Origin of the sequence: Aromatoleum evansii, assembly GCF_045689615.1 — a bacterium.
Taxonomy (GTDB): Bacteria; Pseudomonadota; Gammaproteobacteria; order Burkholderiales; family Rhodocyclaceae; genus Aromatoleum; species Aromatoleum evansii.
The window spans coordinates 1,815,771-1,835,864 of the sequence record NZ_CP141259.1 but is presented as its reverse complement, the minus strand read 5'-3'; the positions used below and the strand labels follow the sequence as shown (position 1 = coordinate 1,835,864).

The window sequence follows — 20,094 nt, the reverse complement described above, 5'->3', positions numbered from 1 at the left end:
AAATGCGTCCGATTCGACGAATCAACCGATTGAAGCACAGCACCCCGGCCGGACACGGCGGGGCGGTTTGACGCGGAGTCAAAGCGCAGTGAAAGACGGACGAATGCCGCACACCCGCTCGCCCGCAGCGGCGGGCGTACGCGGCGTGTTCAGCGGCGGGAGACGCGGCCCTGCATCAGCATGGCGACCATCCGCTCGAGGCGGCGCGGCAGGCTTCGGCGCTCAGCGCCGGCGGGGACGAGAATCTCGCTGAGGATGTATCGGACCAGCAGTTCGCAGGTGAGCTCGCGGTCGATCTTTATTCCCGCACGCGACTCCCACGCATCGAAGACCGGCCCAAGCACGTCCTGGAACCGGATCACCGAGTCGGGGAAAATGCGCTGCAGCCAACGCATCGCGTACTCCGGCGCAACGACGAGCAGCCGTCGTGCATTGCCGCGCTCGAGGTAATCATCGACGAACCGCAATACGGCGTCGAAACGCTCGTCCGGATCGGCATACGGGGCCGTCGCCTCGATCAGGGCTGCATGAAAACGATCGCGCCGGTGACGTGAAAACGCATCCAAGAGATCGTCTTGCGACGAAAAATATCTGTAGAACGTCCCACGCGAGATGCCTGCGGTCTCACAGACGTCGAGGATGGAAATCCGATCCGCTCCGGACTCGAGGACCACCGTTTCGGTAGCGTCGAAAATGCCCAGGATCGTGCTTTCGGACCGCCTATTCCGGCGAACCGCCTTCACGGCCTTGACCGGCGCGGGCTCGGCGCCCTCCTTCGCTGAGGCGGTCGCGCGAGGCTTCTTCACCTTTGCCTTTCCCGCCTCGACTGCTTCCGCCATCTCCGCTCCCCGAGAATTCACCGATGGGTGATTGTAGCGTGCCCCAACCGCATGAACATCCGAGCCCCCATCAATTTGATCACTACGCTTTCTTATATTTGACAGTTTTTCTGTTTGTGTTTATGTTTTGCCGTCACAACGAAAGCTGCACATCACCCCAACACGGCGAATCGGGACAGGAGACATTACATGGCAGGCATGGGCAATCAGGAAAGCTGGTCGGTCGGCCCACAGGATACGGTCATCGCGGCACTCGACCGGGCAGTCGCAAAACACCCCGAGCGGGTGCTGCTCGACTTCGGCGGCGAGCTTTACACTTACGGCCAGGTCGACCAGCTTTCGACGCGCCTCGCCCACTCGCTCGCAGCATTGGGCGTCCAGGCCGGGCAGACGGTCCTGAGCATGCTCGACAACAACGTCGATGCAGTCGTGACCTGGCTCGCCATCAACAAACTGTGTGCCGTGAGTGTTCCTGTCAACACTGCGCTGCGGGGCGAGTTCCTCCGCCATCAGATCGCGGACTCGCAGGCTGCAATCGTGATCTGCGAGGCGGATTACGTCGAACGCATCGCGCACGTAGCGGACGGATTGCCGCAAATGCAGCTGATCCTTCACCGCACCCACCTCACCGACGTCCCCGCGTGTCGCGCCCGCATCGCGCCGCTGGACGAACACCGCGGCCGGCGCGACGACGCGATCGAGACGAAGCCGAATCCCTGGGACCTCGCGTGCATCGTCTACACCTCGGGCACCACCGGGCCGTCCAAGGGCTGCATGCTGAGCTACAACTACATGTGCAATCTCGCTCGCCTCCAGCTGCGCGCGGGACCAGCAACCGAGAACGACATCACCATCACCCCGCTGCCGCTCTTCCACATGAACGCGCTGTGTGTCGGCATCCTCTCGAACATCATGGTCGGCGCCCGGGTCGCGATCGTGCAGCGCTTCTCGGTATCCAATTTCTGGCCCGAAGTCGAGCGCAGCGGCGCCACCATCGCGTCGATCCTCGGCAGCATGGGCGGACTACTCGCTCAGGCGCCGGACAACGAGTCGATGAAACGTTGCGTCGGACAGATCCACACCGTGCGCGGCAATCCCTTCACCGAGGAATCGAAGAGGATCTGGCGCGAACGCTTCGGCGCCAAGCAGGTGGGTGGCAATGGCTACGGCCTCACCGAAGCGAGCGTCATCACCTCGCTTCCCGCCGGGGAGTACGCAGCGCCCGGCTCCTCCGGTAAGCGCATCCCCGACTTTGACGTGCGCATCGTCGACGACCTCGATCGCGAGCTTCCCGCCAACGTGCCGGGCGAGATCGTCGTTCGCCCCCTGCGCCCCGACATCATGTTCATGGGCTACTGGGGACGCCCCGCCGACACCATGAAGCTGTTGCGCAACATGTGGTTCCACACCGGCGATATCGGAAAATTCGACGAAGAAGGTTTCTTCTATTTTGTGGACCGCAAGAAGGACTACCTGCGCCGGCGCGGTGAAAACATCTCGAGCTTCGAGATGGAAGCCGCCTTCGCGGCACATCCGGCCCTCGAAGAGGTTGCGGTCCACGCCGTGCCTTCCGACAAGGGAGAGGATGACGTCAAGGTCACCGCGATTCTCAAGCCCGGCAACTCCCTCACGCCTGAAGAATTGTTCAAGTGGGCAGTCGATTCGGTTCCCTATTACGCCCTGCCCCGCTATATCGAATTCCGCACCTCGATGCCCAAGAACCCGCAGGGCCGGGTGCTGAAGTACCAGCTGCGGGAAGAGGGCAAGACGCCAACGACCTGGGATCTGGAAGAGACCGACATCAAGGTCAGCAAACGCTAATCCCCATAAGGCAGAAAAACGGAGAGGAAGACACCATGAGCATCTTTACCCACGTCACGCTCGGGACGCGCGACATCGCGCGCGCGAAGACCTTCTACGACCAGGTTCTCGACCCGCTGCAGTTCAAGTGCCTGCTTGAGGTCGAAGGCAAGGCCTGCGGATGGGGTATCGAGACACCGCAGTTCATGATCCTCTACCCGCGTAACGGAGAACCCTCGACTACGGGTAACGGCATGACCATCGGCCTCGCAGCCCCGAATCGTGCTGCCGTGCGCGAGTTCCATCGGCGCGCGCTTGAACTCGGGGGTACCTGCGAAGGCGCCCCTGGCCCCCGACCTTTCGCGCCGCATGCCTACGCCGCATACATACGCGACCTCGACGGAAACAAGCTCGTGGCCTCCTGCCGCAAATCTGAAGAAGAGGGCTGAATGTTGGAGCAGGTCAAGACTTGTTCAAGCGTACCGAAGGGGACTTGATCAAGTCTTGACCGGCCCCTACAGATAGGCTGGCTATACTGAACCTAAAAACCTCAGTTACCCCACCCCGTTTGCCTGATCGGTCAGCAAACGGAGGGGTGTCGGTGGCCCGATGGCCGCGAGGGTGCGCTTGAGATGCTCGCAGCAGCGCATTCAGACCGATCGGGATTTCAACTACTCCGCAGCCTCGCTCATCCAGGCTTGAAGCTGGCTGGACACGCGCGTGAGCACCTGCCGGGCCTTGTCGAAGTAGGCGTGCTGGCGGCCGCCGGTCAAGCCATCACCGTCATCGTCGTGATGTCCGAGGCGTTGGCCGGTGTAACCGAAACCGTATGCACAAGTCCGGAATTGACGTCGGCTCCGACATGGACTTTCATGCCGAAGTGGTGAGTCGGCCGAGGGTTCTGCCCCCCCGCTCGCAGAACCGTATATGACACTCTCGCCTCATACGGCTTCCGTCATCCAACCGTAGGCCCGGTGACCTGCCAATGGCGAAACAGCATTGGGGAGGCACGCTGCATCTTCTGCAACCATTCGGCACTTCGTCGCCTGCGCCCGTGGAGAGCCTTCAACTTGCGTCGGGCCCAACGTGATGTGCTGGAAGATTCGCTGCATGGCCGTCTTGTAGAACGCCCCATAGTAGTTCCACCACCCGAGCATCACCGGATTGTATAGCTTCGCCAGGTCAGTCAACGCAACGTGGGTTTGTCGATTCAAACGCCACCCACGCACTGCCTGCCGCATCCGTTTGGAGGCATCCGTACTCGCTGCCGGAAGGAAGCTCGTGAAGAGCCTGCCCTGGGAGCTATGCGCCTGCCTCGGCCTGAATGTGAAGCCGAGGAAGGTGAAGCTCACGTGCGGATGAGGTTCGACGCGGTTGCTGTCCTTGCTGACATCCGAAGGGGGCACGCACCGAACATATACGCGTCGGCGCCGACATGATGGGCACTACGGCCCTTGCGTGCCGTCGGTTGTGACTGGCAGACCTCAGCGCAAAGGGGAGACAGCGGGAATGGTCTAGGTGGCGTCGGCAGCCGCCTCGCTCGGCGATCCCGCGAGCTCGCGCTTGGGCTTGTACTCGACCCCCGCGACCCGACCCAGGCACAGGGTGACGTCGTCGGCAGTGACCTGAAAGCCCGGCACCTTGTCGGCGGCGCCTTCGTGCGAATATAGGAACTGCTTGAGGACGCCGTCGACCTGGACGCGCGCGCCTCGTCGCAACACGCGCGCGGCGTCCTCGCCGCGCTGACCCCACAGCGACACACTCATCCAGAACCCTCCGACTTGCTGGTACTCGTCGTTGGCTTGGTCGTAGGCGTAGTCGTCGAAAAACACGCGCATCTCGGCGACGACCTCGTCCGCGCCGTTGACGGGCACGTGCTTGAGGATCGGTGTATCGCCGAGATTGCCTTTCCCGCGAAATACGTTCGGCATGATGCTCTCCATGGCGTCGGGGAAGAACACGGCGGCGGCCGACGCCGGTGCCGCGACCGCGTGAAACTCTATGAATTGCGCTCGCGGGCGTGCCGCAGCGCGAGCCGCGCCTCGAGCTCGCGCCGGTTGAGCTCGACGGCGTGCCGGTGGATGCGCTCGTACCACGCGCGCAGCACCCCGGGGATCTGGGCAAAGTGGGCGTGGATCGCGCCCCACGCGATGTGGCCAGCGTGGGCCCCGGATCCTGCCGCCCGCCAGCGCAGGTGGACCTGCCCTGTGTCCTTGCGCCGATGCACCGCAAGATAGAAGGTCCGTCCACGCACCCGACGTGTCAGCCGCGACAAGTCCTCCTGTTGGTGGTGAATGCTTGCAACACGGGCCTGCGCCCGCCGCACCTCGGCCGGGGCGCCGCCCCTACCCGTAAAGGCCTTTGTGTCAGCATCCTGTTGACAAGGCGAACTGCCGCAGCGCCGGTCGATGACGTCGGCAGCACCCGGCGGATCGGGTTGCGCCAGGTCGCTCACCCCCACCTCAATCGACCAGCCCATCATCCGTTGCCTCATCGCCAGCTGCGCCACGTTCCGAATCGATGGCCGCGATGTCGGCGGCCACGCGCTCGAGCAGGGCCTTCTCGGTCTCCGAGATCGCGATGCGGCGCTGCGAGTGGCGCGAGATCGGGTGACCTGCGTAGATGCCGGCTGGCACAGCACCGAAGATGCCGGTGACGGCTGCGACACGCTTCTGCGCATTGGCGTCCGCGCCGGGCAGGAAGTCCGCACGGCTGAGCGCCAGCAGGTCCGGCTTGGTGAGCCAGGTCTCGAAGCGGATGAACTCCTCGAATGCGGCACGCATCGGCCGAGTGAATTGCCGAATGGCGTCATGTGCCTCCTTGTCGGAGAACAAGGCCTTGCGGCCAAGGGTCTTGACTACCCGGACGTAGTAGTCGAACTCCACGATCAGCTCGGCGATGACGTACCCGTAGGGGCTGCGGAAGCCGAGCTCCAGAACCTTCGGCTCGCGCGACTTGAGGATGCCGAAGCCGAGTCCCTTGTCGGCGCGCTTCTTGAGTTCGGCGCTGAACTGCTGTGCCTGGCGGTCGAGCGCGCGCCTGAGTTCCGGGATGCGGTGATCGGCGCGAAGAAGCGCCCAGTCCGCGTACGGGTTGTTGTTGCGCGTGAGCGCCCATAGCGCTTTCAGACTCGACGCGACGCGCTTGCCGCCGGGAATGGCGTTGTAGTGCCCGGCCGGGTCGCGTCGGCGGCCCATGAACATCCGAAAGCCCTCCTTGGTATGCAGCGTCATGGTGTCCGCATCCTCGTCGACCAGCGAGCCGAGATCGCGCAGCTGGGTCGCGACCGCGGGTTCGACCGTGGCGTCGGCGCCGGCCGCGACGCGGTATTCCGCCTCCATCTGCTTGAGCGCGTCGCAACGCTGCAGGTAGAGCTCGTAGCGCGCCCAGCGTGGATCGTGAGGATCGGGGTCGTCGGCGTCGATGAGATCGGCAAGCTTCTCGCGCTCCCTGGCGATGCTGTAGCGATCGGGGAACGGGGAGCGGTCGTCGGTCTCGAAGAGAATTGGGGTGCCACCCGGAAAGACGGGATCGAGCAGCCCGGGCTGATCGTCGGCGGGAGCCGGGGAGGATCGAGGAAGCGGTGGGGCGATCGGATCGAAAGGCATGGTCTTCCTCTAGGTGGCGTGGGAGAGGTCGTCCGCGGGCGGCTCGACGGATTGCAGTTGAGCCAGCGCCGGGATGGGCGTGAAGCCGGGCAGGAAGTCGCGTTCGGGAAGCGGGCTGCGCAAGAGCTCGCGCAGTGCTGCCATGTCGACGGTGTATGCGCCGGTCGCATGGCTAAGCTTGCGACTGCGAATCAGGCCGCGCTCTTCCAGGCGCAGCAGGGCACGCTGGACGACCTGGTGTCCCATCAAGGTGTAACCGGCCAGTGTGCGGCTGGAGATGCGCACCGGCGCACGCTCTGCGCCCCGCCACAGCAGGGCAAGGAGGACCGCGGTGGCGGCGTAGTCACCGTTCAGGCGAATGAGCACCTCGAGGGTGATCTGCGGCTCGGAAGGGCTGTGTCCTGACATCGATGACACACGGCTGGTTGAGAGAGTCCCCGCAAGAAGCGCCTTGCACTGGGTCGAATGAATCCAGCGGCAATGGCGTGTACGCTGGGTCGGATGAATCCAGCGCTTATGGCGTTGACGCTGGGTTGGAAGAATCCAGATGCTCGATGCCCTCGGCGTCAGCATCGAACTCGTGCACGACGTGCCATAGCGTGGCGATGGAATGGTTGGGGAAGGCGCGATGCAGTTCCACGAACTGACGCTGCGGCGGGCACGTACATCGAATGGTGGACCAGGCGTTGTGGACCGCCTCGCGTACGCTCGGATCGGGAAGAGCCGGCCGGCCACGCGGCGGCGGATCGGGGCACAGGAGTGCGCGTTGCTGCTGAATCTCGGCCAAGGTCATCTTGAAGAGGTGAACCAGCAGCGGAGGCTGGGCGCCGTGCATGACGTGATATTCCATCAGCTGCCTCATTTCGGCGATCGCGCAATGCCGTCGATAGGCGGCCTCGAGCGTTGCGGGATCGAAATGAATGCGGACATCGAGCTGAGGCATGCCGGCGATGGATGCGAGATCGCGGGCGGACGCGGCACGCAGGGTGTCGAGGATGTCGGGGCTGAGCCCGGCCTCGAGCAGTGTCTGCAGCTCGCCGGTGTCGAGCAGGTGAATGAGATGCGACAGCAGGGCGTACCGCAGTTGCTCGCTTCTGATCGGGATCATCTCGCTCCTCCTACTCCTCCTCGACGCTGGGCGGCTTCTCCGCATATGCGCGGTGGTACGCGTCGAGGAGCGATCGTGTTGCCGCCCAGGATGATGGATCACGCAGCAAGGCCACGATGGGGTCGGCCTCCGTCTCGCGTCCGCCGGCGCGGATCGACAGCTGCGCCAGGAGCCGGTGAGCGGCCGCGCGCCCGAGCGCCCCCGTCTCATCCGGGTCGCCGCGCGCCGCGGGCAAGGGCTCGACACTGAATCCTTGCGGCTGACCGGGGTCCACGCGGACGCAGTCGGATAACCGGAACACACGGGCAAAGTCGGCGATCCGCTTCGAAAGGCGTCCCCCTGTCCGCGCGTGCCAGCCCTTTTTCGTCGGCAGCGGGGTTGCTGCCGCCGCGCGCTCCGCCGCGTCTGTCACATCGGACGTCGCGTCGCATGGCGGCAGCTCGCACAGGAGACGGCGGATCTCCGAATCCGGCAATTGCCTGTCGGCACCAACGACCGCCAGCGCGGCGCGCTCCGCGGCCGCCGGCGTGCATTGTGCGAGCGTCGCGAATTGCGCGGTCATTCGGGCGAGGATCGTCTCCACCTCGTCCTTGCCGAGTCGCGGCGGATCGTCCATCTCCCGGACCGCGTTGATCCCCGTGGCGAGGTCGGCCACGAGCTCCTCGAATGCAGTCTGGCGCACCAGGGGATCGAGATTGAGTGCGTTTGCGAGCTTGTCGAGGCACCCGAAGCGGGAGCGAATGGCGGCGGTGCTCTCGTGGGTCAGGTGCAAGCCGATCGGCGCCAGGTAGTCGATGGCGAAGAGGTAGTTGGAGGCGGTCACGCTGTGGAGCTTCAGGCCGCAGCGTTGGGCGTGCTCGGACAATTCGCGCAGGCTCAGCGGTCGCTGAAGCTCGGATTCGAGCTCGCTCTTGAGCAGTGCGGTGCCGCGGGCCTTCTCCCAGAACAGGGTTTCGGCGCGATTCTCGTTCTCGGCCAGGTGGGCCGCGATGACATCGGCCTCGCTCAGCCACCGATGCACGACGACGCGAATCCACTCGTAGCGGACATCGCGCGTCTCGAGCCATAGCTCCTGGACGATCTGCAGGCGCGTATTGCCGCCGAAATAGCACATGTAGCGGCTGGCACCGGGCCTGCGGGTCACGCTCAGCGCATCCTTCAGGCCGCCTCGGGCTTCGATCGATGCCCGGATGTCGGCATACCGCTTGTTGGTTCGCACGCGCGGGTTGCGGTCGTAGCAATCGATATCCATGCACCGCAGGAGCATCCAGCCGTCGACATCCTCGCCCGGCTGGAGGTCGGCCGCGGCGTTGGCCGCTTCCTTGACAGCCAGGCTGTGTTGAACGAGCAGCGCGCGACGCTCACCGGTTGTGGCATTCGAGGCGGGCGCCTGCAGCTTTCCGCGCTTTTCCATGTGCTGGGCCAGTTCCTTGACGGAGATGGAATCAGGCAATCGCGTTCTGGACGTCATGGCCGTCGACGACCTCGCTGAGAGCTTCCGGCGGCACACCTGCGCGGGTGCCGTCGAGGCTCGGAATGAGTTCCCACAGGAGCGCATGCATTGCAGGACTCGCCTTGACCGGATCGATCCAGTGCACCGGAACCTGGGCGGTGGCGGCATTGCGGTAGGCAACGGCGTGCGGTATGACCGTTTTCAGGAGCAGAACCTTGCACTTGAGCTGCTGATAGCTCTCGCGAATCGCCAGGCCGATCTCGCGTGCGTCGCGGGTGTTTTCGTGGCGGTAGATGATCGCCAGCATTTGCGGCACGGAGATGCCGAATGCCGCAGCCGTTTCAACACGGTTCAGCAGTTCCTGAGTGCCCGAGAGGAACTCGCGCGCCGAGAGGATATCGGGCGAGATCGGCGAAAGGAGCACATCGGCTGCCAGCACGGCGGCATCCTGAAGGTGGCCGACCGCGCCCTGGGTATCGATGAGCACGACATCGTAGTGCTCCTGCAGCAGCGGACTGCGCAAGGCGAGTTTGATGCGCAGCGCGCTGTCCATACGCGGCGCGAGCCAGTCCTGGAGCGTCCCCTGTGGCGCATCGGAGATGACGATGTCGAGGCAGCCGTTCGGGTTGAGCTGCGGCTGGCGCCGCAATGGCACGGGCGCGAGCGTGAAGTCGATGGTCGAAATGCAGTCGTCGGTGAGCGCACCTTGCTTGATCATTTGCGTCAGTCCGTGCCGCGCCCGCTTGGCAATGGGGTAATAGCGACTGAGACTCGGCTGCACATCGGCATCAATGAGCAGGACACGCATGCCGATGTCGGCGAGCAGGGCGCCGAGGTTGGCGGTCAGGGTGGACTTCCCGACACCGCCTTTGGTCGATACGGTGGCGTAGACGATCATGCGATCACCTCCGGTGAATCAACGGCGAGCAGGGGACGAAAGCGAGGGAAGAGCTTGAGTGTCGGCGTGGTGAAGCTGCGACACAGGCGCATGAAGCGACGAGGGCGTCCCGGATGGAATGGAGCTTGTTCGTATCCAGAATTGATCATCATTGGCTCGTTGTCAACGCGGAAACATACTGAAACACGCAAGTTGCATGGGGACTGGATCCCCGCTTGAGTCGGTCTCGCGACCGCGGGCGGGTGGATCACGAGGACGCTCCAGACGGTCCGGACGACTTGGGATCGACGAACGGGACCACGCTCGGATTCGACGGCGGAACAGGATTGAACCAGCGCTCGGGGTGCTGGATCACGACCGCGGCAAGTTTTCCGACGCGTTTGCCGCCGCGGCCGATGACGCCGAAGTGATGAACGTTCGAGTTTCCGGGGCCGACCAGGTGCCAGTGCGCCTTGATGACCTGGCGCTGGATGCCGATACCCTGCTTGTCCGAGGGGCGTGTGCCAGAGTCCAACCCATTGCCGTCGTCGCCGTAGAGCGCTGCAAACTCGCGGAAAGTCCGCGGGGAGACCAGCGCCATCCCTTCGGGTACGAAATGGACCGGCGCGCCCGCTTCGTTGTAGCGGATGGAACCGTCTGCGATGCCTTGTTGCAGCCACGCCATGAAGCAACAGGCTGCATCGCCGGGCGCCTCGTGACCCGACTTGCCGCCGTCGGTATCCGTCTTCGGCACGGACACGAACGGGGTGACGGGTCGGATGGCCAGTGGCAGGCGGCCGCGTGTTCCGGACGCGGCAGCGGCGGCCGTCGCCGAATCGTCATTCGAAAGGAATTCGTCATTTCGGCCGAGCCCTACGGTCACGTCAGGCGCTTCGTGCCCCTTGGCTTCGCTGTTCTTCTCCTCGCACGTCGGCTGTTCATGCGCCGGGGATCGCTTGACGGCTGCATGGGCGGGCTTCGGGGGAGGAACGGGGGGTGGCGGCGCCAGCAGACCCGAGGCGCGTTGCCGCTCGGGGTGCGCATCACCCGTCTTTGGTACGCCGCCCAGGCGGTCGCCCGGGGGCTCGTCGGGTCGCATGCTCCGCGTCTTGCGGGGTGGTATGACGACGAGCTCGCCGTCGAAATCGCACGGGTAGTCGTCCGCCGAGTCGAAAAGCTTCGCCAAGGGGAACTTCAGCATTGCAAACTCATGTGCATACCCCTCACCGCGGACCTCCACGTACCAGATCGCCTGACCGGTATCGGGGTTGCGCTCGAGCAGGCCGTAGTCCTGCCAGCTGTCGAACAGCCGATCGTTCTTCGCCGGCCCCGGAATGCTCGCGCCGTCGTCCGGATAGACGCGCGCGATCTCTTCCCGCACGGTGTCCGCGAGCCGCTTCGCCACGAACCAGGCTGCGCCAGCGCCGATCCAGCCTGCCGCACCGTCCCGGTTGAGCGGCAGCGCCCCTTGGCGCAGCAGCCGGCGCATGGCGTCCATCAGCTGGTCGACCAGCGGGACGGCTGTCGCAGTCGCGAACTGGTTGCGTGGCCCCTGCTGCAGGTTGCTCGCGGCCGATTGGCGATCCGCTTGGCGCACGATCTCAGCCAGCACTCCGCTTGCATCATCCCCCGACCAGGCCGCCTCGAGCTCGCGCATGACCGACGGTTCGCGTGCCACAAACGCCAGGGCTGTTGCAGGGACGATCCTTGGTGCCAACACCAGCGGCAGGCGACGGTGCGCGCCGTAATTGCGTTCGGACTTCGGCGCGAATCGCACCTCATATTCGACCGCGGCGGCGGTCGGCATGTCGCCGCATACCGGAAGCCAGGGTCGTCCCGGGCCGTCTGGCCGTTCGGCGATGCTGACCCGCAGGTCGGTGATCGTCTTGCCGACGTCGTGGAGCAGCGCGGCGAGGATGACGGCGTAAGTCCATTGATCGCGCTGCGCGTCGATCACCTCGGCGGCGCCACCTTTGGGCAGCAGGTATCCACTGCGCAAGGTGACCGCCGCACGGATGACTTCGATCGTGTGGGCGGCCAGCCCGCCAACGTGGGCGTGGTGATGCGCCTCGCTCGCCGGCAGAAGCTGGACGAACTGCAGGTAGCCGAGGATCGCCGGCCCGATGTCGCGATCCCACGCGGCTTGGCTCAGCTTCGATTCACGATGGATTTGTTGCAACGCGTTCGAAAGCTTGCACACCTGGACCAGCACCGGCGCGTCGAGCACCCTGAGCCAACCTGTTCGGTTTGCCGCCAGTCCAGGGGCGGCGCCGGCGGCCGACGCCCCCGCGCTCGCCTGCTTTGCGTCGATATCGGCCCGACGTTGCCGCACGACCCGTTCGCGGCGGACAGACCAGCCGAGCCAACCGCCCAGTGCTGCCGCAGCCAGGAAACATGCGCCAGCCAGCTCGATCATATGGATCAGCCCCGGCGATTGCAGATCTGGGCTGCACAGAACTGCGCCAGCAGCCAGTTCTCCAGCACTTGCGGCGGTGGCGCTGGCCGCTCGGACTCCCACACTTCGACGGTCGTACCTCTGCAGAACGAGGAGAAGGTCTCCGCCAGCGGCCTCCACTTCTCATCGCCGCGTTGCGCGCGGTACCGACAGAACGGCAGCGCGGCCAGATCCGCCGCCAGCCGGACCGGATCGGCCGGTCGCAGCGCCTCCACGTAGCGCGCCAGCAGATCCCGGACCGTCAGCACCGGATCGTCCTCCAGGTAGAGGTACACCTCCAGGCCGTCGTATCGTCCGAGCCAGCCCAGCAGCACGCTGCGCCATCCCGGCTCGCCGAGGCCCTCGAGGAAATGACCGATGGTCACAATGGCCTGGGTACGGACCTCCTGCTGGAGCGGGGAAATCGGCGGGGGTAGGTCGTTCATCACAAAAACACCTCCGGAAAGGTGCGAGTTGTTCTTCTTCACGTCGTGGCCCGAGCCTTGGACGGCCGCCCGCGGCCGCGCATGGCCACCATTACTTTCGGCATAGGACAGAGGACTTGGTGAGGACTCGATGGCACCCACGATTACCGCATCGCAACGAGAGCGTGCCGCATTTCGCCCTTTCCGTCCGCCCCAAAATCGCGCCAGTTTTTTCGACTTTCCGCTTGACATGCCGCAGCGGTTACGCCGGTGCCTTTGGCGCATTTGCTGACAGGTCGCTCCAGGCGGCCTGGAGGCCCCGTCTCCCGTCGGCCTTTGCCGCAAGGCGCCCCGTCCCAGTAAATCCTTCGCCCAGCGGAATTTGAGCTGGGCGCCCTTTCGGGTTGGGCCCGTAGCCCGGTAGAAGGCGGCCCGCCGCGGGCCGCCCACCCTTCAATCCTTTCGCCCGCCATTTTCTTCGTCTCGATGCAAGGCGAAACTCAAAAAATCTTTTTCGAATTTCGGGCTGCAAGGCGGCGACGCGCTCGCCACACTGCGCCCCGTGACTGGCCGCTGACCCCAGCAGCCCGGCGTCCTCACCGCCTCCCGGTGGGGACGCCTTCCCATCACGGAGCAGACCGCCATGCCTCGCCTTCTTGCGCTTGCGCTACTGCTGGTTGTCACCGGTGCGTCGGCGACCCCGCCCGACCACGTCCGCCTTGCCCGTTACACCGACGCCGAGCCTGTCCCGGCTGCAGCCGCCGTGGATCCTCTCACCGTCGTCGCGACCGTCCACTTCCCGCGCGAGCAGGTGCGAACCGTAGGCGATGCAGTCGACTATCTCCTCCTGCGGACGGGCTACCGCGTGGCATCCGCCGACCCCGCTGCGACAACCCTCTTAGGCTTGCCCTTGCCCGAATCGCATCGCGTCCTGGGGCCCTACCCGGCCCGCGCCATTCTTCAGGTTCTCCTCGGAAACGCCTACGACGTGAAAGCGTCGCCCGTCGATCGCACTCTGGCGATCGCCTTGCGGGATCCCGGCTCCGCGCCCTCCGGCGCGGTGGCCACGGTTGAAGAGGTCGTCATCCGTCCCGTCGCCCCCGCCACGCCGCTGGAGGCGATCCAATGAACGCGCCGCAAACCCCGCCCGTCGGCGCCTCCTCCCGCCCCGCTCCGCGATTTTCGCTGCGCTCGCCGGGCCACCGCGCGCTCGTGCTGTACCTCATCACTGCTCTGCTCGTCACTGGCACGGTCTTGTTTCTCCTCGGCTCACGATCGTCGGAACCGGTTCCGGAACCGGAGCGTACCGAGCCGGAGCGGCAGGCGCTCCCGCCGATCGCGGCGCCCGAGCCCCCGCCGGCACCTCCTGAGTCGCCGCGTATTGACCGGCCTGACGAGCGCATCGTCGAACTCTCCCGCTCCTTCGACGCTCTCGAGGCCCGGTTCTCCGCCATCGAGACCCGCCTTGTCGCGTCGGACGAGCACAACGACGACCTCCGTGCGCAGCTGGAAGCGCTCGCCAATGCGCCCCGGCCGGCGCCGATGCCAGCACGCCGGCCCGTGGCCGGCAAGCCGCCCAAGCCGCGAATGCCCACGATCCTGTCGATCGACACCTGGGGCAGTGAGCCCTCTGTCGCGATTCGCGGTCTGCAAGGCGAGATGGCGTTCTATCGCGAGGGCGATGTCGTAGGCGTTGCACGCATCGAGCGCATCGACCCACAGGCCCGTCGGATCCACCTGCGGTCGCCCGATGGCACCCTGACCGCCATCGGCGTGCAGCATTGAGGCGCCACGCATGCGCAAGACCGTCCTCTTCCTCCTCGTCGCCGCGCTGCACCCGGCCGCGGCAGTTGAGACCGGCCACACGCGGCTGCGCGGCGTCCAACCCGGTACCACCGCCACCAATCCCTCCGCCGCCGAGGCCACCGAAGTTGCCGCCGTCGATCGCGTCGAAGCTGGCTACTGGGCCATCACCGTCGAGGAGCTGCAACGCGCGCGACACCTGATGCGCGGCCCACGCGGCGCCTTCAGTGTCTCCAACATCAGCCCGGTCGAAGTGCTTGGCATCCACGCCCGCTCCGACGCGGAGCGGGACCGCTACGCGGAGCTCTTCACCAAGCTGTTGCACGACGATGCTCAGCGTGTCCTCGCTTGGCAGCGAGCCGGTGATGCCGCGATGCGGCGCCTCTTCCCGCAAGACAAGGCGATCGACTTCGGGCGCGCCCCGAACGCTCCCGCCCTCCCCAACTGGTATTTCGCGCCGGGAGGCGCTGCACCATGAACGCGTCCGGCGCACGTCGCGCCTTCCTCGCCCGCCTCTGCCAGGGCGGGCTGCTCGCCGCAGTGCCGGCGCTCGCCTTCGGCAGCGTACGCCGACAGACGGTCTATCCGCCAGTGCCGCCCGCCTACCTCAGCGTGGCCCGGTCGCTCACACTTCCGCCCAAGCTCCTTTTTGCGATCGCGATCCAGGAATCCGTCATGCAGTGGGGCGCGCTGGCGCTTCCCTGGCCATGGACGCTCAACGTCCGCCGTCACCCCCGTCGCTACCAACGCTATCCGGAAGCCGTCACCGAGCTCAAGCGCGTGCTCGCGCAGGGCGTACGCAATGTGGATTGCGGCCCGATGCAGGTGAACTGGCACTACCACGCCGACAAATTGCGCACCCCCGAGCTCGCGCTCGACCCCTGGCACAACCTGCGGGTGGCCGGCGCGATCCTCCTCAACCGCCGCCGCTCCGCATCCAATTGGTTCGACGCCACCGGCGCCTATCACAACCCCGCCGACCTCGCGCGAGCCAACCGTTACGCGCATTCCGTCTTCGCCCGGTTGGAGAGGATTCCCGATCATGCCTGAGTTGCTGCATCGGACGCTTCTCGCTGCCTCCCCCATCGCAGCCGATTACGCGCGGCTCTCCGCTGCGTTTTCCACTGCTCTTGCCGGAGGTGATCGCGCCGAAACGACTCTGGCGCCCTATCCCATTCGCTTCGACCTTTCTCCTTCCCGCCGCAGTTTTTGCGACTCCTCCACCGCTGCAACGGCGGTTTCAGCACAACCATGGTCCGCTTCGATGGGCTCCTCTCGGGCTATGGATCATGGTTGTGCGCTCTTCTTGCGGAATCGCACATGAGCCAGGGCACCATCGAGGCGTGGCTGCGCCCCCCGATCGAGATCTGGAGTGCCCTGACCGCGGCGAGTTGCGGGCTCGTCACACTCGTCGCCCCGTGGGCGCTGATGATGCCGCCTGACCTCGGCCTTGGCACCGCCGGCCTCGCCTTCGGCTTCGCCGGCCTGCGCGCCCGCCAGGCATGGCGGGTATGCCGTTATCAGTACGGGCTCACCCGCTACAAGGTGACGACCATCGCGCCGCACAAGCTGCCCCGAGTACCGGGGAAGCTGTATCTGGGCGAAGGCTTCGCGTGGGGGCAACAACACACCCAGCGCCGCATCGACGCCACGCGGCCGCAGGCCCAACCCTATCTGGTCGAGGGCGCAAGCCTTCGCGCAATGCGCGCGCTACTCCGCGCGATTGGTCCGACCCCGCTCAAGCCGCTTGCCGCAGCGCTCCTCCTCCCGCGTTGGTGGAACCCGCTCTCCGAGCCTCCCGATCTCGGCGGGACGCCGGTACTGCATGGCGTCGAGCCCGGCGAGGTCCACGTCGCGCTCGGGCAGAAGCATCGTCCCGGTCACCTGGCCATCCTCGGCACGACCCGCGTCGGCAAGACCCGTGCGATGGAACTCTTCGTGACTCAGGACATCCGCGATGGAAAGGTCGTCATCGTCATCGACCCGAAGGGCGACGCGGACCTCATGCTGCGCGTCCATGCCGAGGCCGCTCGCGCCGGGCGCCTGGACCAGCTCTACCTCTTCCACCTGGGCTACCCCGATATCTCCGCCCGCTACAACGGCATCGGCAACTTCGCCCGCATCACCGAGGTCGCGAACCGCACGACGAATCCGCTGCCTTCCAGCGGCAACTCGGCGGCGTTCAAGGAATTCGCGTGGCGCTTCACGAATCTCGTCGCCCAGGCCCAGGTCGCCCTCGGGCAGGTCCCCACCTACGGCCTGCTGCTGCGCGACATCACCGACATCGAGCCCCTCTTCCTGCGTTACGCGACCCACGTGTTGCGCACGGAGGGGCCCGAAAATTGGGAGACCCTGGTCGAGGAAGTGCAGACCCGCATCGAGAAGCGCCAGATCACCGTTCCGCGCGCCCTGCAGGATCGCAGCGACCGCCTAATCGGCCTCGTGCACGTGCTGAAGGACCTCCAGCTTCCCGACGCCGTCCTCCAGGGCCTCGCCACCGCAGTGCGCTACGAACGGAGTTTCTTCGAGAAGATCGTGGCCTCGCTCGGTCCCTTCCTGGAAAAGCTCACGACCGGCCCCGTCGGCAAACTCATCTCGCCCGACTACTTCGATCCGGTCGATACGCGGCCGATCTTTGACTGGATGCAGGTCATCCGCCAGGACGGCATCGTCTATGTCGGCCTCGACGCGCTCTCCGATGCCACGGTCGCGGCCGCCGTCGGGAACTCGATGCTCGCCGATCTCGTGAGCGTCGGCGGCAAGCTCTACAAGACCGGCCTCGATCCTCACCACTCCGAGGGCAAGATCATCCTGCCCGACGTGGCCTGCCACTTCGACGAGGTCAACGAGATCGCGGGCCCCGAGTTCGTGCCGATGGTGAACAAGCTCGGTGGCTCGGGTTTCAGCATTACTGCCTACACGCAGACCATTCCGGACATCGAGGCGAAGCTCGGCGACGCTGCCAAGGCCCGCCAGGTGCTGGGCAACTTCAACAACCTCATCATGCTGCGCGTGAAGGATCCGGGCACCGCGGAGTTCTTCTGCAACCAGTTGCCCGAGGTCGACGTCCAGCATCTGATGGTGGTGACCGGCGTGAGCGACACGGACGGGTCGACCGAGACGGACTTCACCTCTCGCAACGAGGACCGCCTCACCACCCAACGGATGCCGATGATCTCGCCCGCCGACATCATGGCCCTGCCCCAAGGCCAGGCCTTCGCGCTACTGGAGGGCAACCGTCTCTTCAAGCTGCGCTTTCCGCTGCCCGATGCCACGAACGATCGCTTCATTCCGGCGTCGCTCCGCGACGTGGCGATCCAAATGCGGGCCAAGTATCGAACGGCCGAGGACTGGGCCGCGCAGACCGATTGGCTGAAGGACATGCCGATCGGACTCGTCGCACCACTGAGCTTCGATACGTCGGGCGATGACACTGGGGAGGCATCATGAGTACGACCGCTTCGACCTCGCCCCCCGCCCACCACTCGGCATCGCAGGCATCGACGGCGCCAGCGGGCCGGTCCCGCGGCCCGATTGCGGCCCTGGCGAGCGTTGTAATCGGCCTCGCCTTTTCCACCCTCAGCTCATGGATCTTCGGCACGGCGCTCACCGTCCTGGGCGATCACACGTTCTGGAAGGGCGGCGGCGTCGAGCGCGCCATGGCCGCCGTGGAGGAGGACTTCGGTTACCTCCAAGGCTATCCCCGATCGCTGATGGTCGACGACACGGTTGCCCTTGCGCGCAACTTCGCCGAACTCGTCGCACGTCCGTTCCATTGGCTGGGCGCTCCCGCCTTCATCGCCCGTACGGCTGCCATCGAGCCCGACGTGGTGGCGAATCCCCATGCGCGCGCCGTTCGCCGCATCGTCAAAGAAGCCGGGCGCGTCGTCGAGACCGCTATCTACGTCGCCCAGGACACCGCCATCCGCCTGGCGATCGCCTTCTTTGCGCTGCCGGCCTTCGCGATGGCCATCCTCATCGGCCTGATCGATGGCCTGGTCCGCCGCGACCTGCGCAAGTGGACCGGTGGTCGGGAGTCCTCCTACGTCTACCACCACTCGAAGCGCTTCGCCTGGTGGTTCCTCACTGCCGGCTTCACCGCCTATCTCGCGTGGCCTTTCGACGGATTCAATCCGGCATACCTCGTCCTGATCTTCGCGACCCTGGTGGCCGCCGCCGTCTCGACCACCGCCAGCACGTTCAAGAAGTACCTGTAGCAACCGAGGAGTCCGTCATGTCATTGCCGCTCCGCTCCACCATCGCCGCCCTTGTCGCCGCTGCCGCCTTGCCGGTGGCGGCCGACGCCGACCGCGAGCGCGAAAACCTCGCGCGCCTCGAGCACGAGCTCGCGCTGCTCGCCTCCGAGGTTCGCGCAGCGAAGGCCGATGCGCCCTCCATCACCCGCATCCATTTTCAATACGACAACCTCGCCCGCGACCTCGATCTCATCCGCGCCGGTATTGCGGATCACCTCGACGCGCCGCGTCATCCCCGCCCGATCGAACCGCTGAAGGGCGATTACCGGCGTTGAGCCCGGAAATACAGCCATGTCGCCCCAACAGTCCGCCGCCTTCGCTGCCGCCGCCGGCTACCAGCCCAGCTACATTGCGCTGTTTTTCGCCCTGCTCGTCGGCGCTCTGGTCGTTCTCTGGGGCGCGGACATGGTGCGCAGGCTCGGAATCGAAGGCCTCGACGACCCGCGTCGGCTGCCGATGCTCCTGTTCTACAAGCTGCGCGTGCTGATCATCGTCCTGCTGCTGATCTATCTGCTCACCTAGATCACGACCACCCTGGCAGGCCGGGCCGCAAGCCTGCCGGCGTTCCACGAAGCGGCGCCTTACCACCACACGGAGGAAACCATGAAGCTCCTCATCCCACCTTCGGGCACCGCGAACGCAACGGATCGTCACCTGGCACAAGCGCCGGCGCCTCGTCTGCTCCACCAGGCGAACCGTGCCGCCCGCCCCGTGTTGCTGGGCTTCGCCGTCCTCGCCTCGGCTTTCATCGCCGAACCTGCCCTGGCCGAGCTGCCGACGGCCGTCGCCGCAGACGGCGCCGCGTCCGGGGACTACATCGCGATCGGCAAGGAGTACTTCAAGAACGGCCTGATCGTCCTCGGGCTCATCATCGCCACGCTGGGCTTCATCGCCGTGGCCGCGGGCGGCATCGCGAAGTTCAACGAATACCGCATCGGTCGCGCGGAGCTCGGTGACTTGGGCGTGCTGGCCGTCGTCGGTGCCGTCGTGTTGGTGCTCATGGTCTACCTCCTCAACGAGGCCGCCGTCATCATCACCTAGGGACGGTCATGGACTCCTCCAGCCTCCCGGCGCCGCAGCCGGAGATCTCCGTCGGATCAGGCCAAGCGCCGCTTCCGGATCGTGTGAACGCGGAGCCCGCGATCATCAAAGGGCTCTCATACACCGAGTCGAAGTGGACCATCGGACTGGCCTTCCTGCTGTGGTTCCCGGTGGGCGGCATGGTGGGCCTCGCCCTGCAGCACTTCCCGGTGGCTGTCCTCATCATCGCCACCGGTCCCATCGCCACGGTCTGGCTCGCGGCCGGGTACCTCGCCACGATGAAGCGCAATCGCCCCGATCACTACTACGTGCAGTTGTTCATGCGTCGCGCGGCACGCCTCGGTCTCATCCGCTCCCATTTCGTCACACATGAGGGCGCTTGGGAGCTCGGCCGCACACTCGAGCGCCCTCGGGTGGCGAAACGCCGGAATCCGTTGTGCTGAGTCCGGA

The 20,094-nt window shown here is 65.7% G+C and carries 23 protein-coding genes and 1 pseudogene; 12 read left to right on the top strand and 12 right to left on the bottom strand.

What is annotated here, in order from left to right; all coding sequences use genetic code 11:
• Nucleotides 1-149: 149 nt before the first annotated feature.
• A complete protein-coding gene (locus tag U5817_RS08410) occupies nucleotides 150-839 on the bottom strand; it encodes a TetR/AcrR family transcriptional regulator (protein ID WP_407280394.1) in 690 nt (229 codons plus the stop codon).
• 189 nt (nucleotides 840-1,028) lie between these two features.
• Here U5817_RS08410 and U5817_RS08405 point away from each other — a divergent pair, with 189 nt between their 5' ends.
• Both U5817_RS08405 and U5817_RS08400 read left to right on the top strand, forming a co-directional pair.
• The gene (locus tag U5817_RS08405) at nucleotides 1,029-2,660 is read left to right on the top strand and encodes an ATP-dependent acyl-CoA ligase (RefSeq protein WP_407280393.1); all 1,632 of its coding nucleotides are present in this window, start codon (nucleotides 1,029-1,031) and stop codon (nucleotides 2,658-2,660) included.
• Between the two features lie 35 nt (nucleotides 2,661-2,695).
• Nucleotides 2,696-3,088, top strand: coding sequence for a VOC family protein (locus U5817_RS08400; protein WP_407280392.1), 393 nt, complete (start codon nucleotides 2,696-2,698; stop codon nucleotides 3,086-3,088).
• A 335-nt stretch (nucleotides 3,089-3,423) separates the two neighbouring features.
• On the opposite strand, the pseudogene U5817_RS08395 reads toward U5817_RS08400, so the two are convergent.
• The 11 genes and pseudogenes from U5817_RS08395 to U5817_RS08345 all read right to left on the bottom strand — a co-directional run.
• A pseudogene (locus U5817_RS08395) lies at nucleotides 3,424-3,522 on the bottom strand (transposase); the annotation flags it as partial.
• Nucleotides 3,523-3,580: 58 nt separating this feature from the next.
• Nucleotides 3,581-3,880 (bottom strand): group II intron maturase-specific domain-containing protein, encoded by a 300-nt coding sequence (locus U5817_RS08390; protein WP_407281039.1) that lies wholly within the window; start codon nucleotides 3,878-3,880, stop codon nucleotides 3,581-3,583.
• A gap of 273 nt (nucleotides 3,881-4,153) precedes the next feature.
• A complete protein-coding gene (locus U5817_RS08385) occupies nucleotides 4,154-4,570 on the bottom strand; it encodes a single-stranded DNA-binding protein (RefSeq protein ID WP_407280391.1) in 417 nt (138 codons plus the stop codon).
• Nucleotides 4,571-4,638: 68 nt separating this feature from the next.
• Complete coding sequence (locus U5817_RS08380; RefSeq protein ID WP_407280390.1) at nucleotides 4,639-5,121, bottom strand: hypothetical protein; 483 nt, start codon at nucleotides 5,119-5,121, stop codon at nucleotides 4,639-4,641.
• Nucleotides 5,102-6,247 (bottom strand): PFL_4669 family integrating conjugative element protein, encoded by a 1,146-nt coding sequence (locus U5817_RS08375; RefSeq protein ID WP_407280389.1) that lies wholly within the window; start codon nucleotides 6,245-6,247, stop codon nucleotides 5,102-5,104. The genes U5817_RS08380 and U5817_RS08375 overlap by 20 nt, the downstream gene beginning before the upstream one ends.
• 9 nt (nucleotides 6,248-6,256) lie before the next feature.
• Entirely contained in the window at nucleotides 6,257-6,655 is a 399-nt protein-coding gene (locus tag U5817_RS08370) for a hypothetical protein (protein WP_407280388.1), read from the bottom strand.
• 106 nt (nucleotides 6,656-6,761) lie between these two features.
• Nucleotides 6,762-7,355 carry an STY4526/YPO1902 family pathogenicity island replication protein gene (locus tag U5817_RS08365; RefSeq protein WP_407280387.1) on the bottom strand — a complete coding sequence of 198 codons (594 nt, stop codon included), beginning with the start codon at nucleotides 7,353-7,355 and terminating at the stop codon, nucleotides 6,762-6,764.
• A gap of 10 nt (nucleotides 7,356-7,365) precedes the next feature.
• Nucleotides 7,366-8,808 carry a hypothetical protein gene (locus U5817_RS08360; protein ID WP_407280386.1) on the bottom strand — a complete coding sequence of 481 codons (1,443 nt, stop codon included), beginning with the start codon at nucleotides 8,806-8,808 and terminating at the stop codon, nucleotides 7,366-7,368.
• Nucleotides 8,801-9,706, bottom strand: coding sequence for a ParA family protein (locus U5817_RS08355; RefSeq protein ID WP_407280385.1), 906 nt, complete (start codon nucleotides 9,704-9,706; stop codon nucleotides 8,801-8,803). Before U5817_RS08355 ends, U5817_RS08360 begins: the two co-directional genes overlap by 8 nt.
• Nucleotides 9,707-9,953: 247 nt before the next feature.
• Nucleotides 9,954-12,101: a MobH family relaxase gene (gene mobH / locus U5817_RS08350; RefSeq protein WP_407280384.1), complete on the bottom strand. Its 2,148-nt coding sequence runs from the start codon at nucleotides 12,099-12,101 to the stop codon at nucleotides 9,954-9,956.
• A 5-nt stretch (nucleotides 12,102-12,106) separates the two neighbouring features.
• Nucleotides 12,107-12,607 (bottom strand): hypothetical protein, encoded by a 501-nt coding sequence (locus U5817_RS08345; protein ID WP_407280383.1) that lies wholly within the window; start codon nucleotides 12,605-12,607, stop codon nucleotides 12,107-12,109.
• A gap of 580 nt (nucleotides 12,608-13,187) precedes the next feature.
• Here U5817_RS08345 and U5817_RS08340 point away from each other — a divergent pair.
• The 10 genes from U5817_RS08340 to U5817_RS08295 all read left to right on the top strand — a co-directional run bounded on the left by U5817_RS08340 (nucleotide 13,188) and on the right by U5817_RS08295 (nucleotide 20,087).
• A complete protein-coding gene (locus tag U5817_RS08340) occupies nucleotides 13,188-13,673 on the top strand; it encodes a hypothetical protein (protein ID WP_407280382.1) in 486 nt (161 codons plus the stop codon).
• Nucleotides 13,670-14,329, top strand: coding sequence for a hypothetical protein (locus U5817_RS08335; protein ID WP_407280381.1), 660 nt, complete (start codon nucleotides 13,670-13,672; stop codon nucleotides 14,327-14,329). Before U5817_RS08340 ends, U5817_RS08335 begins: the two co-directional genes overlap by 4 nt.
• A 10-nt stretch (nucleotides 14,330-14,339) precedes the next feature.
• The gene (locus tag U5817_RS08330; RefSeq protein WP_407280380.1) at nucleotides 14,340-14,825 is read left to right on the top strand and encodes an integrating conjugative element protein; all 486 of its coding nucleotides are present in this window, start codon (nucleotides 14,340-14,342) and stop codon (nucleotides 14,823-14,825) included.
• Entirely contained in the window at nucleotides 14,822-15,397 is a 576-nt protein-coding gene (locus U5817_RS08325; RefSeq protein WP_407280379.1) for a transglycosylase SLT domain-containing protein, read from the top strand. The genes U5817_RS08330 and U5817_RS08325 overlap by 4 nt, the downstream gene beginning before the upstream one ends.
• Before the next feature lie 270 nt (nucleotides 15,398-15,667).
• Nucleotides 15,668-17,797 (top strand): type IV conjugative transfer system coupling protein TraD, encoded by a 2,130-nt coding sequence (traD, locus tag U5817_RS08320; RefSeq protein WP_407280378.1) that lies wholly within the window; start codon nucleotides 15,668-15,670, stop codon nucleotides 17,795-17,797.
• A complete protein-coding gene (locus tag U5817_RS08315; RefSeq protein ID WP_407280377.1) occupies nucleotides 17,794-18,564 on the top strand; it encodes a TIGR03747 family integrating conjugative element membrane protein in 771 nt (256 codons plus the stop codon). Before traD ends, U5817_RS08315 begins: the two co-directional genes overlap by 4 nt.
• 17 nt (nucleotides 18,565-18,581) lie before the next feature.
• Nucleotides 18,582-18,878: an RAQPRD family integrative conjugative element protein gene (locus U5817_RS08310; RefSeq protein WP_407280376.1), complete on the top strand. Its 297-nt coding sequence runs from the start codon at nucleotides 18,582-18,584 to the stop codon at nucleotides 18,876-18,878.
• 16 nt (nucleotides 18,879-18,894) lie between these two features.
• A complete protein-coding gene (locus U5817_RS08305; RefSeq protein ID WP_407280375.1) occupies nucleotides 18,895-19,125 on the top strand; it encodes a hypothetical protein in 231 nt (76 codons plus the stop codon).
• Between the two features lie 81 nt (nucleotides 19,126-19,206).
• Nucleotides 19,207-19,644: a TIGR03745 family integrating conjugative element membrane protein gene (locus U5817_RS08300; RefSeq protein ID WP_407280374.1), complete on the top strand. Its 438-nt coding sequence runs from the start codon at nucleotides 19,207-19,209 to the stop codon at nucleotides 19,642-19,644.
• Between the two features lie 83 nt (nucleotides 19,645-19,727).
• Nucleotides 19,728-20,087, top strand: coding sequence for a TIGR03750 family conjugal transfer protein (locus U5817_RS08295; RefSeq protein WP_407280373.1), 360 nt, complete (start codon nucleotides 19,728-19,730; stop codon nucleotides 20,085-20,087).
• Nucleotides 20,088-20,094: the final 7 nt, after the last annotated feature.